The 14,705-nt window shown below is 72.2% G+C and carries 16 protein-coding genes and 2 pseudogenes; 8 read left to right on the top strand and 10 right to left on the bottom strand.

Annotated features, from left to right (window positions below):
* Positions 1–172: 172 nt before the first annotated feature.
* The 3 genes from NQU54_RS38470 to NQU54_RS38460 all read right to left on the bottom strand — a co-directional run bounded on the left by NQU54_RS38470 (position 173) and on the right by NQU54_RS38460 (position 3,164).
* A complete protein-coding gene (locus NQU54_RS38470) occupies positions 173–1,030 on the bottom strand; it encodes a glycosyltransferase family 2 protein (RefSeq protein ID WP_257635039.1) in 858 nt (285 codons plus the stop codon).
* 266 nt (positions 1,031–1,296) lie between these two features.
* Positions 1,297–2,031 (bottom strand): HAD hydrolase-like protein, encoded by a 735-nt coding sequence (locus NQU54_RS38465; protein ID WP_257635038.1) that lies wholly within the window; start codon positions 2,029–2,031, stop codon positions 1,297–1,299.
* A 293-nt stretch (positions 2,032–2,324) separates the two neighbouring features.
* Positions 2,325–3,164, bottom strand: coding sequence for a PfkB family carbohydrate kinase (locus tag NQU54_RS38460; RefSeq protein WP_257635037.1), 840 nt, complete (start codon positions 3,162–3,164; stop codon positions 2,325–2,327).
* A 270-nt stretch (positions 3,165–3,434) separates the two neighbouring features.
* Here NQU54_RS38460 and NQU54_RS38455 point away from each other — a divergent pair, with 270 nt between their 5' ends.
* From NQU54_RS38455 to NQU54_RS38445, 3 genes are read left to right on the top strand one after another with little or no spacing between them, the layout of a single operon-like run.
* Positions 3,435–3,662, top strand: a complete 228-nt coding sequence (locus NQU54_RS38455) for an HAD family hydrolase (protein WP_257635036.1) — start codon at positions 3,435–3,437, stop codon at positions 3,660–3,662.
* Positions 3,659–4,357: an inositol monophosphatase family protein gene (locus NQU54_RS38450; protein ID WP_257635035.1), complete on the top strand. Its 699-nt coding sequence runs from the start codon at positions 3,659–3,661 to the stop codon at positions 4,355–4,357. Before NQU54_RS38455 ends, NQU54_RS38450 begins: the two co-directional genes overlap by 4 nt.
* 35 nt (positions 4,358–4,392) lie before the next feature.
* On the top strand, positions 4,393–5,745 hold the full coding sequence (locus NQU54_RS38445; RefSeq protein WP_257635034.1) for an aminoglycoside phosphotransferase family protein: 1,353 nt from the start codon (positions 4,393–4,395) through the stop codon (positions 5,743–5,745).
* A 64-nt stretch (positions 5,746–5,809) separates the two neighbouring features.
* Here NQU54_RS38445 and NQU54_RS38440 read toward each other — a convergent pair whose 3' ends face one another.
* Both NQU54_RS38440 and NQU54_RS38435 read right to left on the bottom strand, forming a co-directional pair.
* The gene (locus NQU54_RS38440; RefSeq protein ID WP_257635033.1) at positions 5,810–5,998 is read right to left on the bottom strand and encodes a hypothetical protein; all 189 of its coding nucleotides are present in this window, start codon (positions 5,996–5,998) and stop codon (positions 5,810–5,812) included.
* Positions 5,940–6,611 (bottom strand): sugar nucleotide-binding protein, encoded by a 672-nt coding sequence (locus NQU54_RS38435; RefSeq protein ID WP_257635032.1) that lies wholly within the window; start codon positions 6,609–6,611, stop codon positions 5,940–5,942. The genes NQU54_RS38440 and NQU54_RS38435 overlap by 59 nt, the downstream gene beginning before the upstream one ends.
* A gap of 214 nt (positions 6,612–6,825) precedes the next feature.
* Between NQU54_RS38435 and NQU54_RS38430 the strand changes: the two genes are divergently transcribed.
* Together NQU54_RS38430 and NQU54_RS38425 are read left to right on the top strand one after the other, a co-directional pair.
* Positions 6,826–7,920 (top strand): zinc-dependent alcohol dehydrogenase, encoded by a 1,095-nt coding sequence (locus NQU54_RS38430; protein WP_257635031.1) that lies wholly within the window; start codon positions 6,826–6,828, stop codon positions 7,918–7,920.
* The gene (locus NQU54_RS38425; protein WP_257635030.1) at positions 7,917–8,579 is read left to right on the top strand and encodes an HAD family hydrolase; all 663 of its coding nucleotides are present in this window, start codon (positions 7,917–7,919) and stop codon (positions 8,577–8,579) included. The genes NQU54_RS38430 and NQU54_RS38425 overlap by 4 nt, the downstream gene beginning before the upstream one ends.
* A gap of 67 nt (positions 8,580–8,646) precedes the next feature.
* On the opposite strand, the gene NQU54_RS38420 is transcribed toward NQU54_RS38425, so the two are convergent.
* The 4 genes from NQU54_RS38420 to NQU54_RS38405 all read right to left on the bottom strand — a co-directional run bounded on the left by NQU54_RS38420 (position 8,647) and on the right by NQU54_RS38405 (position 10,589).
* Positions 8,647–8,778, bottom strand: coding sequence for a hypothetical protein (locus NQU54_RS38420; RefSeq protein WP_306279485.1), 132 nt, complete (start codon positions 8,776–8,778; stop codon positions 8,647–8,649).
* A 256-nt stretch (positions 8,779–9,034) separates the two neighbouring features.
* The gene (locus NQU54_RS38415; protein ID WP_257635029.1) at positions 9,035–9,289 is read right to left on the bottom strand and encodes a Txe/YoeB family addiction module toxin; all 255 of its coding nucleotides are present in this window, start codon (positions 9,287–9,289) and stop codon (positions 9,035–9,037) included.
* Entirely contained in the window at positions 9,286–9,570 is a 285-nt protein-coding gene (locus NQU54_RS38410; protein WP_257635028.1) for a type II toxin-antitoxin system Phd/YefM family antitoxin, read from the bottom strand. Before NQU54_RS38410 ends, NQU54_RS38415 begins: the two co-directional genes overlap by 4 nt.
* Before the next feature lie 233 nt (positions 9,571–9,803).
* Positions 9,804–10,589 (bottom strand): hypothetical protein, encoded by a 786-nt coding sequence (locus tag NQU54_RS38405; RefSeq protein WP_257635027.1) that lies wholly within the window; start codon positions 10,587–10,589, stop codon positions 9,804–9,806.
* A gap of 348 nt (positions 10,590–10,937) precedes the next feature.
* Between NQU54_RS38405 and NQU54_RS38400 the strand changes: the two genes are divergently transcribed.
* Both NQU54_RS38400 and NQU54_RS49515 read left to right on the top strand, forming a co-directional pair.
* The gene (locus NQU54_RS38400) at positions 10,938–12,281 is read left to right on the top strand and encodes an endonuclease domain-containing protein (RefSeq protein WP_257635026.1); all 1,344 of its coding nucleotides are present in this window, start codon (positions 10,938–10,940) and stop codon (positions 12,279–12,281) included.
* 88 nt (positions 12,282–12,369) lie between these two features.
* Positions 12,370–13,023 (top strand): winged helix-turn-helix domain-containing protein, encoded by a 654-nt coding sequence (locus tag NQU54_RS49515; protein WP_306279484.1) that lies wholly within the window; start codon positions 12,370–12,372, stop codon positions 13,021–13,023.
* On the opposite strand, the pseudogene NQU54_RS38390 reads toward NQU54_RS49515, so the two are convergent.
* A pseudogene (locus NQU54_RS38390) lies at positions 12,959–13,324 on the bottom strand (ATP-binding cassette domain-containing protein); the annotation flags it as partial. The gene NQU54_RS49515 and the pseudogene NQU54_RS38390 overlap by 65 nt on opposite strands.
* Positions 13,325–13,326: 2 nt before the next feature.
* On the opposite strand from NQU54_RS38390, the pseudogene NQU54_RS38385 reads away from it, so the two are divergent.
* Positions 13,327–13,983, top strand: a pseudogene (locus tag NQU54_RS38385) (ABC transporter permease); the annotation flags it as partial.
* Positions 13,984–14,705 lie beyond the last annotated feature (722 nt).

The raw sequence follows: 14,705 nt of genomic DNA, 5'->3' as shown, positions 1-14,705 counted from the left end.
TGCCACGGGCAGATGGCCGCAGACGGACAGCCGCGGACAGACGGCCGCGGACGGCGGCGGACAGCTCACCCAGACGGCTCACCGACAGCGACTCACCTCGGCGGCTCACCGATATCGATTCACAGAGGCAGGTCACAATCAACGACTCACAGACGCGGCTCGCGGAGGCGGTTCACAGATAGCGGACGCGGTGGCGCAGGCTGCCCGCTATCCGGCCGGTCCGCAGCGCCGCCCGGACCAGCCAACGGGCGCGGGCCGTGCCGGAGCGCAGCAGATCGCCCGCGTGGAGCAGCGGACGCCCCCACTCGCGGCACGCCCCGGCCGTCGACGAGCGGGGCATTCCGGCGGCGGCGAAGCGGCGGTAGAGCATCGGGTGCGAGCGCCCGTAGCGGAAGTACTGGCGGGCCATGTCCGAAGGGCGGTCCCGCAACTGGTAGTTCACCACGGCCGCAGAGGCGAAGACGAGTGCGGCGCCGGACAACTGCGCCCGCCAGAAGAACTCCACATCGTCCGAGCCATAGGTGTACGCGGGGTCGAATCCGTCCAGCCGCTCCCATACCTCCCTGCGCACGGCGCAGTTGGCGCCCCAGGGGTACGGCAGGAAGCCGAACGAGTCGGCGAGGCCGGGCACCGCAGCCGGGGGGCGGGCGGCGAGCGCTGCCGCGCTGTTCAGGGAACGGCGCTCCAGGGCGCCGCCCGCGGCGGGCGCCGTCTCCAGCGCCCGGACCAGGGCGGACATCCAGCCCGGGGTCACGAGGTCGTCGGCGTCGCAGAACAGCAGCAGGCGCCCGCGGCTGTGCCGGCACCCGACGTTGCGCGCCCGGTTGACACCGCCGCTGCCCGCTTCCCGTATCACGCGCAGGGCGGGCAGCGCGGACCGGCGGCTCTCGGCCACCTCGGCGGTGGCGTCGGACGACCCGTCGTCCACCACGACCACCTCCCAGGGCCCGGTGTGGTCCTGTGCGGCGAGCGCGTCCAGCTGCCGTCCGAGCGTGGCGGCGGCGTCACGCGCGGGAACGATCACCGACACGAGGTCCTCCTCCGTGCCGTGGACGGCGGCCTGTGACGACGAGGACCCCGGCTCGAGCCGTACGGCGGGCTGTGCGGCTGAGGGTACGGCGGGAGGTACGGCGGGCCGTATGGCGGATTCGGGTGGCGGAACACCGCCCGCCCGAGCGCCCTCGGCGGGCCCCGCGCCGCCCACCGCCCCGTTCCCGTCACCCTTCACAGAACGGTTCCCGTCACCCGTCACAGGACGGTCCCCGTGGTCCGTCGCTGGACGGTTCTCCCGGACCATCACGGTGCGTTGCGCGGGTGGAGCTGCCGCGGGACCGCCCGCCCCGGTCTGGCCACGCCGAAGACGCAGGTCAGGACCCGTTCGATGGAGCACAGGTCGGGCAGGACGGCATCGGCGCCCGCGGCGAGCAGGTCCGTCTCGGTGTACTGACCGGTCGCGACGGCGACCACCCGGGCGCCGCCCTCGACACCGGCGGCCACGTCCCGCACGGTGTCGCCGAGCAGCACCGTGTTCGTACGGTCGAAGCGGACGCCGTACCGCTCACCGGCCCGGCGTTGCGCCAGCGGCACCAGACGGGCCCGTACCGGGTCGTCGGAACCGTAGGCGCCCGCCTCGAAGTCGACCAGCTCCTCCAGTCCGAAGGCGGCGAGTTTGCGGTGCGCGTTGGGCCGCAGATTGCCGGTGAGCAGCGACTGCACCGCGCGCGGATCGTCGCGCAGGGCGGCCAGCGTCACCAGTGCGCCGGGTAACCGCCGCCCCTTGGCGCGCAGTTCTTCGTCGGCCTCGCGCAGAGCGTCGGTCATCGCGGCGGCGTCCTCGGCCGAGATGCCGGTCACCCCGTGGCGGGCGAGCAGTTCGGCCATGATCTCCGGTTCGGTACGGCCTTCAGTGGGCACCACGCACTCCGGCTGGGCGCCCGTCAGCGCGGTGAACGCCCGCGGGTAGACGGAGCGGCCGGCCGGTCCGCTGACCAGCAGGGTGTAGTCGATGTCCCATAGCACCAGGGTGAGCATGCGTTCCTTCGCTTCGCGGGGGCTTTCGCTGCGCGGCGGTTTCCGATGCGCCGTTCGTCGCGCCGTTCGTCGCGCCGTTCGTCGCGCCGCGGCTTTCGCCTCGTGGCGGTTTTCACTGTGCCGCGGTTTTCGCTGCGCGGGGGGCTTTCGGTTCGTGGCGGCTTCGCTCCATGGCGGCTTTCGCTTCGTGGCGCCTTCGCTCCGTGGCGGCTTTCGGTTCGCGGGGCCCATGGTGTTCCGGGCCCGGTCCGCCTCGGCGGCCGCCGACCGCCCGGGGTCCGTGCCGCCCGCGGTCAGGGCAGGTGGTAGGGGCCGCGGGTGGCGGCGCACCGGGCGGCGTGTCCGGCCGCCGCGGCCAGGGCCTGGGCCGGGAGGTCGGTACGGCCGAGGGCGTGGGCGAGGGCGGCGGCGAAGGTGTCGCCCATGCCGTAGCTGTCCACTTCCGGGCCGGGCGCGGGCGCCGCCCGGTAGCGGCCCGCCGCGCCGCCGGCCTCCAGGTATGTGCCGCCCTGCCGCCCCTCGGTGCGGACGACCAGGCCGGGTGCGGTGTCGAGCAGCGCCGGATCGTAGCGCTCGGCCGGGTCGGCGGCGCTCCCGGCGAGGGCGTCCACCCGTATCCCCGAGGCGGCGACGGCGGCCAGCTCTCTCAGCGTCGCGGTCAGCACACGCGCCTGCCGGGCCTGTTTGAGCACCTCGGGCGCCCCGGCGACGAAGTGCACCACATCGCAGTGCGCCAGGTCGGACCAGGGCAGCGCGTCGTCCAGGGACGGCTGGAGGCGGGGTCCGAGCGTCGTCGTGGTCCGCTCACCGGTGTCGTCGACCAGGCTGACGGCCCCTCGGGTGGCCTCCGTACGGGTCGCGGCCACGACCCGTACGCCCAGCCGGCCGAGGATGTCCTCGGTCCGCCGGGCGGCGGCGTCGTTCCCGAGGGCCGTGAAGAACGTGGTGCGCCCGGCGAGCGCGGCCATCTGCACGGCGGCCACGGCACCGCCGCCGGCCGGGCCCTCCCAGACGACGTCGGCGACCACCTCGCCGCGCTCGGGCACTCGAGCGACACGGGCGATGCTCGTCCACTCGACATGCCCGACGACCGCCGTCCGGATCGCCGACCCGGCGTCCCGTGCTCGCCCCATGCCGTTCCCCTTGCGCCGACAACCTGTCACATTCATGCTGACGAGAAGTCACATTCAAAGTCAACAACCACGTCGGGGGGAGAGTTTCACACGGCGGACGCGGTGACGGGGGTCACCATCGAATTCTCGCGGGTCCCCAACCGGCGCCGGTGACACGGGGGTTGTCAGCGCACGAGGAATGACAGATCATCGTCCGCAACCAAAACGGAACGCAGGAAATGCGGCGCACCTCGCGTCCGCCTCTGAAGATCTCCGGAGTGGTTCTGAGCAATGTTGTCCCTGCTACCCCCCTCGACCCGGCGACGGACTCCACCGGTACGCGCCGTCCTGTTCGACCTCGACGGCACCCTGTGGGACCCGGAGCCGCACGTGTTCCGGATCTACTCCGAGATCTTCCGCGAGCACGGACAGGAACTGACCCGCCGCCAGTGGGCCGGCGTCCTGGGCACCATCGGATTCGACCTGTGGAGCGTGCTCGAGGAGCGCGTCTCCGGGTGATCGGCGACGACCCCCGGTACGTCCTGGTCATCGACCCCATCGACGGAACCCGGGGCGCCGCGGCCGACCTGGAGATGGCGTGCGTGTCCATCGCCGCCGCCCGCTACGGACCCGCGCCGTCCATAGCCGACATCGAGTACGCCATGCTCAAGGAGATCAAGACCGGCAACTGGATGTACGCCGACGTCCACTCCGACGGCATCGAGAGCGGCGGCTACCCCGACCCCGTCCCCAGCGTCGGCAAGACCGACGACCTGGAGCGGATGTTCTGGTCGCTGGAGTTCAACGGCCATCCGGCCCGGCTGATGCTCGACGCCTACGGCCACCTCGTGGACGCCTCCGCCAACCGCGGCGGGGTCTACGTCTTCAACAGCGCCTCGTTCTCCATCTCCCGCATCATCACCGGGCAGATGGACGCCTACGTCGACATCGGCAACCGGCTGCTGCGCGACCGCCCCGAGACGGAGGCCGACTTCCGCCGGGTCGGCCACGGCAGCATCCTGCACCTCTTCCCGTACGACATCGCCGCCTCGGTCTTCCTCGCCGAGCGCGCGGGCGTCGTCATCACCGACGCCTACGGCGCGCCGCTCGGCGACACGCTGCTGCTGGAGATCGACCCGGGCAACCAGCGCTCCTGCATCGCCGCCTGCACCCCACGGCTGCACGAGGCCCTGATCTCGGAGATCCGCTGGTGAGGGCGGCCGAGCCCGATCCGCAGGGAGGACACCCCATGGCCACCGCAGAACCCCCGTCCCGCACCGCCCCGGACGGCGACACCGCTCCGGATGGCGGCGGCGCGTCCGGACACAGCGGCGCGACCGGACACGGCAGCGCGGCCGAGTACGACGACACGACCGAACACGGCGGCGCGTCCGCCGCGGAACGGGCCGCCGTCGCCGCGGCCGCCGACCGCCTGGGTCTGACCGTGGGCGAGGAGATCTGGGAAGGCGGTTCTCCCGCCCGCGTCCACCGCGCCCGCGCGGCCGACGGCGGCGAGGTCGTCCTGAAGGTGCTGGCCGCCCATCCCGGCGCGGTGGACGGCCATGACCTCGGCTCCTTCCGCGGCAAACTCCACCAGATCCGGCACATCACCGACCACGCCCCGAAACTCGCCGCGCGCTATCTGACCGTCCTGGACACCATCGAGGGCGACGGCTGGGCCGCCACCACCACCCCCTATCTGCCCTCCGAGGACCTGGGCGCCTGCCTGCGCCGGGGCGACGGCGACGAGGAGCTGTTCCTCGCCCGTAACGCGGACGCCCTGCGCGCCCTCCTCACCGACGGCTACGGCTCCGCCGCCCACCCCACACCGCCCGGCCACCTCGACGATGTGCACATCGGCCGGTTCCTGCGCCGGCTGCCGGTGCTGGAGGAGCACCTGCCGGAGGTCGCGGGCAAACGCGAACTCGTCGTCGAGGGGCGTCGCCTGGAAGCTCCCGCGCCACTGCTGCGCCGGCTGCTGGAGACGGAGCGGGACCGTCTGGACGCCCTGGCACCGGCCCGGCTGGGGTTCCCCGCCCACGGCGACACCAACATCCGCAATCTGCTCTTCGCCACGGAGGGCGACGCGAACACCGATGTACGCATCATCGACCCGCGCGGCTCCACCGGCCCATGGGATCCGGTCTACGACATGGCGAAGATCCTCTTCAGCCTCACCGTATGGGACCCGATGCTCCGGCTCGGTATCCGGATCCGGCGCGACGGACCGGACGGCGGCTGGCACACGGGCTTCCGCCGCCCGGTGTACCCCGGCTACCGGTCGGCCGCCCACCACTATCTCGACCGGCTGGACGCGACCGGCGCCCCGGCCCTGTTCGAGGGCGACCCGCACTGGAAACAGCGGCTGCTGCTCACCCACGCCCTGCACGTACTCGCGGAGGCGCCCTGCCGGCTGTCGGACCGCAAGCCCAAGCCCGACGTCGGCGGACGCCACTCGCCGCCCGAGGAACTCGCCCTCGGCCACTACCTGCTGGGGACGCTGCTCCTCAACGACCTCGCCGCGCAGTGGTCGGAGGGCGCCGCGGACCTCGACACCGACCGGCACCTGGCGGTGGTCACGGGCGGGCCGCCCCCGCCGTAACTGCCCATGGGCCCGTGGTCCGCGGGGCGCGGGGCGCGTGGTCCGCGGGGCGCGGGGCCGCACCTCACGGGCGCCCCGCGGGTCCGCCGCGGACCATGTCGCCCAGTGCGTCGTCCAGCCCGGGGCCGAGCAGCCCGTGGTGCACGCTGCGCAGCACCAGCCGTGCGGGCCTGCGCGGCGCGGGGAGCGGGTCGTCACCGCTGACCGGGACCACCTCGGTCGGCAGCGCGAGCGCGTCCCGGATCCGCGTCATCAGCTCGTAGCGGGTCACCACCTGCGCACCACCCAGGTGCAGCAGGCCGGACCGGTCCCACAGCTCCTCCAGGGCACCGGGCAGCCAGGGCAGGTACACCGGGGCGCACACCATCGGTACGGGCCGGGGTCCGCGGGCCGTCGAACCTGGCCATGAACCGGTCCGCGATGGGGCTGCGCCCGTACACCAGGGGAATGCGCACCACGAGATGGCCGCCCGCGAGACGGCCGTCCGCACCGGCGAGGGTGTCCGCACCGGCGAAGGCGTCCTCTCCGACGAGGGCATCCGCGCCGATGAGGGCGTCCTCCGCGGCGCGTTTCGAGCGGCCGTAGGCGTTCACCGGGGCCCGCTCGTCGCCTTCGGTGTAGGTGTCCGCGGTGCCGTCGAAGACGTTGTCCGTGGACATCAGCAGGATGCGGGTGCCGGTGCCGCGGACCGCGTCCCGCAGCGTCGCCACGGAGGCGGCGTTGAGCTGCCGCGCCAGTTCGGGCTGCCGCTCGGCGTCGGAGAGATCGACGAGGCCGGCGGCGTGCACGACCAGGTCGAACCCCTGGTCCGGCAGTCTCCGCAGCGCCTCCGGGTCGCGCAGATCAAGGGGGACCAGACCGGGCACGGGACGGGACGCGCAGGTCCCGACCACGGTGTGCCGGGCCGACCACTCGGACTACAGGGCTCCGCCGACGTAGCCGGACGCCCCCAACAGCAAGATCCTCATTCGTCCTCTCCCGCGATCGCGGCCGCCCGCCGGGGCGGCTCGGTCGGGACACCCTAGGCGGTCCGGGAAGGACACCCAACCGACAGCCGAACCGATAGGAGTCATCCCGCCGATGAGGGAGATTCAGGCCCTGGTCCTGGAGTCCGGGAAGCCCGTTCTGCGGACCCGTTCGGCGCCTCGCGCCCACCACCCGGACGACGTCGTCGTACGGGTGGCCGCCACCGGGATCTGCGGCACCGACCGCGGCATCGTGCTCGGCGAGTTCCCCGCTCTGGAGGGGGTGGTGCTCGGGCACGAGGCGGTGGGGGTCGTGGAGACCGTCGGATCCGCCGTGACCCGGCTGCGCCCGGGCGACCGTGTCGTGGTCAACCCCACGTACCACTGCGGCCGGTGCCGCCCCTGCCGGCGCGGGATGGCGGCCCACTGCACCGCCAAGGACGGCCGGGAGATCGGGGTGGACCGGGACGGCACGATGGCCGGCGCGGTCGTCGTACCCAAGGGCTTCGCCCTCCCGCTCCCCGACTCCATGAGCTTCCGCCGGGCCGCCGTCGTGGAGCCCCTGGCCTGCGTCCTCACCAATGTCGAGGCGGCGGCGCCGCGCCCCGACGACCGGGTGCTGGTGATCGGCGCCGGCCCGATCGGCACCCTGTGCGCCCTGGTCTTCGCGCACCGCGGTGCCCGTACGGTCCTGCTGGAGCGCGACACGACCCGCGCCGCGCTGGCCCGCGACATCCTCCCGGACGGCGTCGAGGTGGTCGGCGGCCCCGGTCCCGGCTCCGGCCCCGGTCCGGGCCACGGCCCCGGCCTCGCGCTGCCCGCCGGTGTGCTGCCGCACGGCCCTGACGTGGTGGTGGACACCACGGGGGTCCTGCTGGAGCAGGCGCTGGAGATCGTCGCGTCCGGCGGCACGGTCGTGGTCATGGGAGAGCGCGAGCACGCCCGCGCGTCCGTACCGCTGCGCCCGCTCGTCACCCGCGGGGTGCGCGTCATCGGGGCGGGCCCCTATCCGCCCCGCCTCTTCGAGGCCGCCCTCGACCTGGCGGCCGACCTCCCCATCGACCGGATCGTCACCCACACCTTCCCGCTCGCCGCCTACCGGGACGCCTTCGCCGCGCTCGCCGCCCCGCTGGAGCCCGCCACCGCGCCCGCGGCGTACGCGGCGATGAAGGTCCTGCTGGTCTCCGACCCCGACCTGGCCGCCCGGTGAGCGCCCCCGCCGCCACGGCCGCCACGGACGCGCCCCGGCCCGAACACCCATGGGTGGTGTTCGACTACGGCGAGGTCCTCAGCCTCCACCACGATGTCCGCCCCGACCTCGCCGAACTGATACGGGCACCCCTGGCCACCTTCTGCGAGGCATGGGCCGCCGAACGATCCGCCTACGACCGGGGAGCCACGGACCTCATCTACTGGCAGGCGGTCGGCGACCGACTCGGCATACGGGTGGACGAGCCCCTCGCCACCCGCCTCACCGCCCTCGACCTCTCCGCCTGGTCACGCACCCGCCCCGACGCGGTGGCCCTGCTCACCGACCTCGCCGCACACGGAGTCCCCCTGGCCCTCCTCTCCAACGCCCCCCGCTCCCACGCCCAAGCCTTCCGCGCCCAGCCGTGGGCCGCCCACTTCCGCCACCTGCTCTTCTCCGGCGAGCTCGGCATAGCCAAGCCGGACCCGGAGATCTGGAACATCCTGACGACGCGGCTGGACGCCAAACCCGGGGACTGCCTCTTCCTGGACGACCGCCAGGACAACGTGGACAGCGCCCGCCTCGCCGGCCTCCAGACCGAACACTGGACCGACACCACCACGGGCCGCGCCCACCTCACGGCACGGGGCCTGACGGCGGGACGGCGGGCCGGGCCTTGAAGGGCCCGACTCGCCGTCCGCTTCGGGCCCGTACGCCGGATTCCGGCCGTGCCCTCGGGCCCCGCGGCTAGCGGGGCCGCCACGCCCGTACGAGGTCCTCCGGACCCCAGTGCGCGGTCAGCGGCAGATCGTCGGCCACCCCGCAGCGGGAGACCGCGACCAGCGGGGTGTCCGGGGCGGTACCGGGAACGGCGAGCATGTCGCGTACCAGGGCGTCGTAGTCATGACGGCCGAAGGGCTGGGCAGCTCAAGATCTTCGGCCCGACCTTGGAACTCCACGACACACTTCAGAGGAAACTAACGTAGATAGGTTCTTACGTAGATTGAGTCGTACTTCACGAGCCTCGACACTTCAGCCGACCCCAGCACCCACACAAAAAGGCTCACCTCCACAGGCGAGCCCGTCGGTTTTCGCTCCGCACCTGCCGACAGCACGGCAGGAGGAAGGCTGGAGGTCAGTAGTGATAGCGAGCCGCGAGGATCACTATCTCCTTGTCCGTGACCAAGTAGACAAGGCGGTGCTCGTCATCGATCCGCCTCGACCACGCTCCGGGCAAGTGGTACTTCAGCGGCTCAGGCTTGCCGATCCCCGTGAAAGGGTCGCGCTTGAGATCCTCGATGAGCTTATTGATCCGGGCCAGCATCTTGCGATCGTTCTTGAGCCAGGACGTGTAGTCCTCCCAGCCCTGATCCTCGAAGAGGAGCCTCACGCAGCACCCTCACCGGCCGCATCCGGCGAGTCGGGGTCGATCAGCTCTCGCTCTGACACGTCGATGTTGGCCAGGGCGTTCTCGTACGCCTTGAGCAGTCGGCGAGCGTTCGCCGGAGAGCGCAGCAGGTACGAGCCTTCGCGCAATGCCGCATAGTCCTCGGCCGAGACGAGCACGGCATTGCCATGCTTCGAGACGATCTCGATGGCCTCGTGATCGTCGTTGACCTTCTTGATCAGCGGAAAGAGAGCCTTGCGGGCTTCGCTCGCAGTTATGGACATGGTCTCACCCTTTCCAGCAGTGGTACGACATAACGTACCACTTTTGTGACTCACGGGCAGAGCAGATGCCCGACGAAGGATCAATGATCCCAGCGCCGTCCCCGCACGGGCAAAGACCAGTGGCACGACTCCGAAGAGCCGGGCCACTGGTCTGCGTCTCCGCCAGGACACCACCGCGGTGTGACTTCATCCGGCCAGACGTTGAAGCGGAACACGGGGTGCCGGACTCCTGTTCAGCCGCACCGCAGCAGCACCCCGTACCGGGTCCGAAGCCGATGGATCTCCCACCACGCGATGGCCGACACCACGGCCGGGCCGCCGATGAGCATCGTGTACGCGATCGGCGGCGGCCCGGCGGGCAGTCCGCCGATGGCCGCGAGCTCCCAGACCAGGACGCTGGTCAGCAGGGCAGGGAGCGCCGGGTGGACCGCGGCCACGCCGAAGCCCGTCCGTGCGACCGCGGCCGACGAGAACAGGAACAGGAACACCGACCAGGCACCTGCCGCCACGCAAGCGAGGCCCAGCCACGTACCGAGGGAGCCGCCCACTCGGGACGGGTTCGTCAGGACCATGACGGTGATGAGGGCGGGCGCGAAGACCAGCGTGCCGATGAAACAAGCGAGCTTGCGCAGCGGAACGCGCAGGGCGGTCCGCATCGCACGGCGTCTGTGCCGCGGCGCGCACAGGATGAGGAGCGTGATCACGACCGGTGCGGTGGCGATGAGCAGCCAGGGCGTGACGAGAAGTGTGGTCCAGCCGTCCGACACCAACTCGGCCGCGTCCCACGCAGTGCCGAAAACCGCGGCAACCGCGACCGACACCCCGATCGCCACCCACATCCGGAACAGCTTCACGCGGTCCAAAGTCCCATCGCGCACGGGGACGGGAGCGATGGGGTCGTCATGGAAGATGCGCACGGCGACGAGGCGGGCGGTGCGGAGAAGGGTGTACAGCACCAGCAGCGGGGAGAAGATCACCAGCAGCGGGGTCAGCAGCAACAGCGGGCTGTCCGGCGACATGCGGCGGAACAGCCTCTGGCACAACCTCCACAACGTAGGCCACTCCCGGACTCCCGCAGGCCAGTTGGGTGGGGCCGGTGGGGGCGGCCCATTCGGTGGGTGCGGTGGCCGCGGCGCGTTCCGCCAGTTCCGTGGGTACACCTCTCCACACCTCCCGTTCTGGTCACCCCCGCTGGGGTTCTGCGCGCCACCCCGCGGAGCTGCCACTACTCACAACCACGGGGAACGGGCCTGTGCGGTTCCCGCGGTTCCCTGTAACGGAGAAGCCGGATCGACGGGCGGCGACGGCGGTTCCGGCCGCCGGCCGCGGAGACCGCTTCCGTCCGACGCTGCCGTTAGCCTGTCGGTATGTCAGAGCGTGTCATGCCCGGTCGCACGGACGGCCTGATCGCCCTGGGTGCCGCGGACGCTCTGTGGGTCGATTTGACGGCCGACAGTGCTGTGCCGACGGCTTCTGGGGCATTCACCCGCTCTCCTGCCCATCCCCGGGTGGGGTACGTCCTGCTCGGCGGCCATGTGGTGGCGACGGTGAGAGCCAGCAGCGGTCAGTGGCGTGTTCCGGAGGCCGAGGTGCGCCGGGCGGCCGTGGAACTGAACGCGGTGCGGATGGATCGGCAGGACCTGGTCCGCATCGGTCCGTTTCGTGCGGCGCCCGAGCAGGAGAACAGCGAGGACACGCCCCTGCGTTGGCGGCGGCGCATCACGGGGGAACTGCGGGAGCCGGGCGGCCCCGAGCGGGCGGCACGGCGTGAAGTCGGCCCGCCGTACCACCTGGCGGGGATCGACTGGCGACGGCTACTCGTGGCGCAGACCCGCGACGGGGCGCAGCGGACGTGGTGGCTGCCGCGCGCCGTGGTCAGGCTGCTCGACGCGGCCGAGCACGCCGAAACGCGGTGGGTGCAGGCCGCGCGGACCCGCCGGTCGAGCGCGGCCGTCACCGAGCCGCCCTCCCACCCCCGGCAGGCCCGGGACGCCGACGGTCGGCGGACGACGAGCCCCGAGGGCCCCACCGCCCCACCGCGCCCGTACAACGGAGAGCTGGAAGGCCGGCTGTACTCGGTGCTCAGCAGGAAGCCCGGTTCCGCCAGCAGGGTGGCCGGGTGGGCGTGCGCCGTCTGCCGCACCGCGCCCGCCGCCGTCCTCGACCACTGCCATGAACACGGCTACGTCCGCGCCCCCGTATGCCAGTCCTGCAACACACAGGAACGCCCCGACCACCTGTACAGCAACGACATCCGCGTGGCGAACCGCTACACACGCCTCTTCCACACCGACACCGACGACTGGCTTCGCCACTGGCACCGCTGCCCCGGCTGCCGCGCACGCACCACCCTGCCCCTGCCGCACCTCGCCGCATGGACCGCCCAGATAGCCTGCCGATCGCTGCGCCCGACCCATCCCGCCCCCCGTGGGCGCAAGCCCTGCGGTGTCCTGCGCGTGTCCTGGACGGGCAGTCAGAACGCGCCCCGTTCCTGCCTGCTCACTGTCGCGGTCGATTTCTGCCCCTCCGGCGAGCACCGTGTGCTGGCGCGAGTCCCCTACCGCGAAGCCGTCGAGCAGTTTGGTGTCTGGCTGGCCGAGACGAGCCCTGCCGTGGCCGCCGCGGCTGGTCCTGACCGCTTGGACGGACTCCCCGCCCAGTCCCGGCCGGTCATCGCGGACACCAGCGGCGAGGGCCTGGCACTGTTCTGAGCGAGCGCCGGGAGACCGTGAACCAAACGGGCCGAAGTGGCCGGTATTGCGTCCAGTCCGGCCGGGACGCGAGCGAAACAGCGACGAAATGCCCTCGGCCGGTACACAGGCGACCATGCGTGTACTGATCGTGGACGACATGAGGGACGACGGCGCGGACGATCCCGTGGGCGATCCCGTGGGCGATCCCGCGGACGATCCCGTGGGCGGCGTCGTACGGCGCGGGGAATCGGCGGCCGAGCGGCTGGCCGGTGAACTGCGGCGCGCCGGGCACACCGTGGAGGTCATCGGGGGCGACGGCTCCGCACCGGGCCCGCCGCGCCCGTCCGTTCTGGAGTGCGCCGGACTCGTGCTGGACGTGCCGGGCCGCCGGGTCAGCCGCGACGGATGGCCGGTGGCGTTGACGGGCCGGGAGTTCGACGTACTCGAAGTGCTGATGCGGGCCGACGGGGCGGTGGTCAGCGGCGAGGAGCTGCTGGCGCGGGTGTGGGGCGGGGAGGTGGGCGCCCGGAGCAACGCCGTACGGATCGCGGTCAGCAGGCTGCGGGCCAAGCTGGGGCGGCCGGCGGTGGTGGAGACGGTGCCGCGGTGGGGGTACCGCCTGCGGCACGCGGACCGTTCGGCGGAGGGCCGCTCGTTGGCCGCCCGCTCGTCGGAGGGCCGTTCCTTGGCCGCCCCCCGCTCGTCGGAGGAGCGGTCCCCGGGGCGAGATGGGTGTCGTAACCGTCGAGGAGCGCGTTGACGAAGTCGTGCGCGGCGGCGTCCCGGGCGGCACGGAAGATCTCGTCGTCGGTCGCGCCCGGCCGTCCGCACGCGATGTTCTCGCGGATGGTGCCGTGCAGGACGAGCATCTCCTGGGGGAGCAGGGTGACGCGCTCGCGCAAGAACTCCAGCGGGAGGGCGTCGAGCGGGATCCCGTCGAGCCGGATGTCGCCCGCGCCCGGATCGTAGAAGCGCGGCAGGAGCTTGGCGACGGTGGACTTGCCGGCGCCGCTGGGGCCGGTGATCAGGACCAGCTCCCCGGGGCGGGCGGTGAAGGAGACGGCTGGGCGACCGGTACTTCACGGTCGTCGGCATCCTCGACCCGCTGCCCCTGGCCCCGGAGATCGAACGGTCCGCCCTCGTCGGCTGGGACGTCGCCGAGGACCTGCTCGGCTTCGACGGCCATCCGACATCGGTGTACGAGCGCTCCACGAACGACACGGTGAGCGACGTACGCGACCTGCTGCCCGCCACGATCGACCCGGAGAACCCGCAGGACATCGAGGTCACCGACCCGTCCGCGAAGCTCAAGGCGCGGGCGGCGACGGAGGGGGCGTTCAACAGCCTCCTGCTGGGGCTCGGCGGCATCGCGCTCCTGGTGGGCGGCGTCGGCGTCGCCAACACCATGATCATCTCGGTGCTGGAGAGACGGTACGAGATCGGGCTGCGGCGCTCGTTGGGCGCGGCACGGGGCCAGATCCGCGTCCAGTTCGTCACGGAGTCGCTGCTGCTGTCGGGGCTCGGCGGCGCGGCCGGGGTCGTGCTGGGGGCGGCGGCCACGGCGGTGTTCGCGCACCTGGACGGCCTGCCGTGGGTCGTTCCCCTGTGGTCGGTGGCGGGCGGTTTCGGCGCCACGCTGGTCATCGGCACGCTCGCCGGCCTCTACCCAGCGGTCCGCGCGGCCCGCCTCTCCCCGACGCTGGCCCTGCACGCGGCATAGGGCCGCGGGGAGTCAGGACCCCGCAGACCCGCGTGAGACCGGCGCGGTGTGCGCCCCAGGGGGGTTGGACGCACACCGCGCCACACACACGGACAGCCCTACGCCCGTCAGCGGTCAGCGGTGGTCAGGCGAAGAGCGCGGAGTAACCCGCGCCGGGAACACCGCCACACCCCGCTGACGGTTCCTCAGCCCATCCAGCGCGGATCCGGCAATGGGTACGGCGGCGGGGTCGGCTCCGCTGGGGGCCGACCCCGCTTGACCTGAGCATTTGGCAGATCGTCACACCGACGCTACGGCGGCCGCTACACCTTGAAGCGGAACGTTGAAGGCAGCGCTCCCACTTGTGAAAACGTCCCTTCGAGTGATCGTATCCAGCACCCGTCCAGCACCGTCGGGATTGATCCAGCACATCCAGCACGTCAAGCCACGGAGACAGACTCCTATCCCACGCCTCGGGGACAAGGTGACCGTAGATGTCCACGGTGGTCTCGATCCAGTCGGAGGACGGGACATCCACGTCCCGCCCGTCGTCGCCAGCCAGGCATGGCGGGACTCCCGCCGCCAGGTGAGACTCGGTAAGACAAGCCGTTCACAGCGCCGAAGGCTCGGCTGTCGGGTCCGTGTGTCATCAGCCGAGGGATCGCGGTAGCCGACGGTGTCTTCGCCCCGGGCCGGAGCCCTGAACCACCCCGCCAGGGCTCACAGGCACTCCCGATCGGGGT

This window comes from Streptomyces malaysiensis subsp. samsunensis, assembly GCF_024519315.1.
Classification (GTDB): Bacteria; Actinomycetota; Actinomycetes; order Streptomycetales; family Streptomycetaceae; genus Streptomyces; species Streptomyces malaysiensis.
Note: the sequence above shows the minus strand (reverse complement) of the source record. Positions and strands in the feature narration are given on the sequence as shown.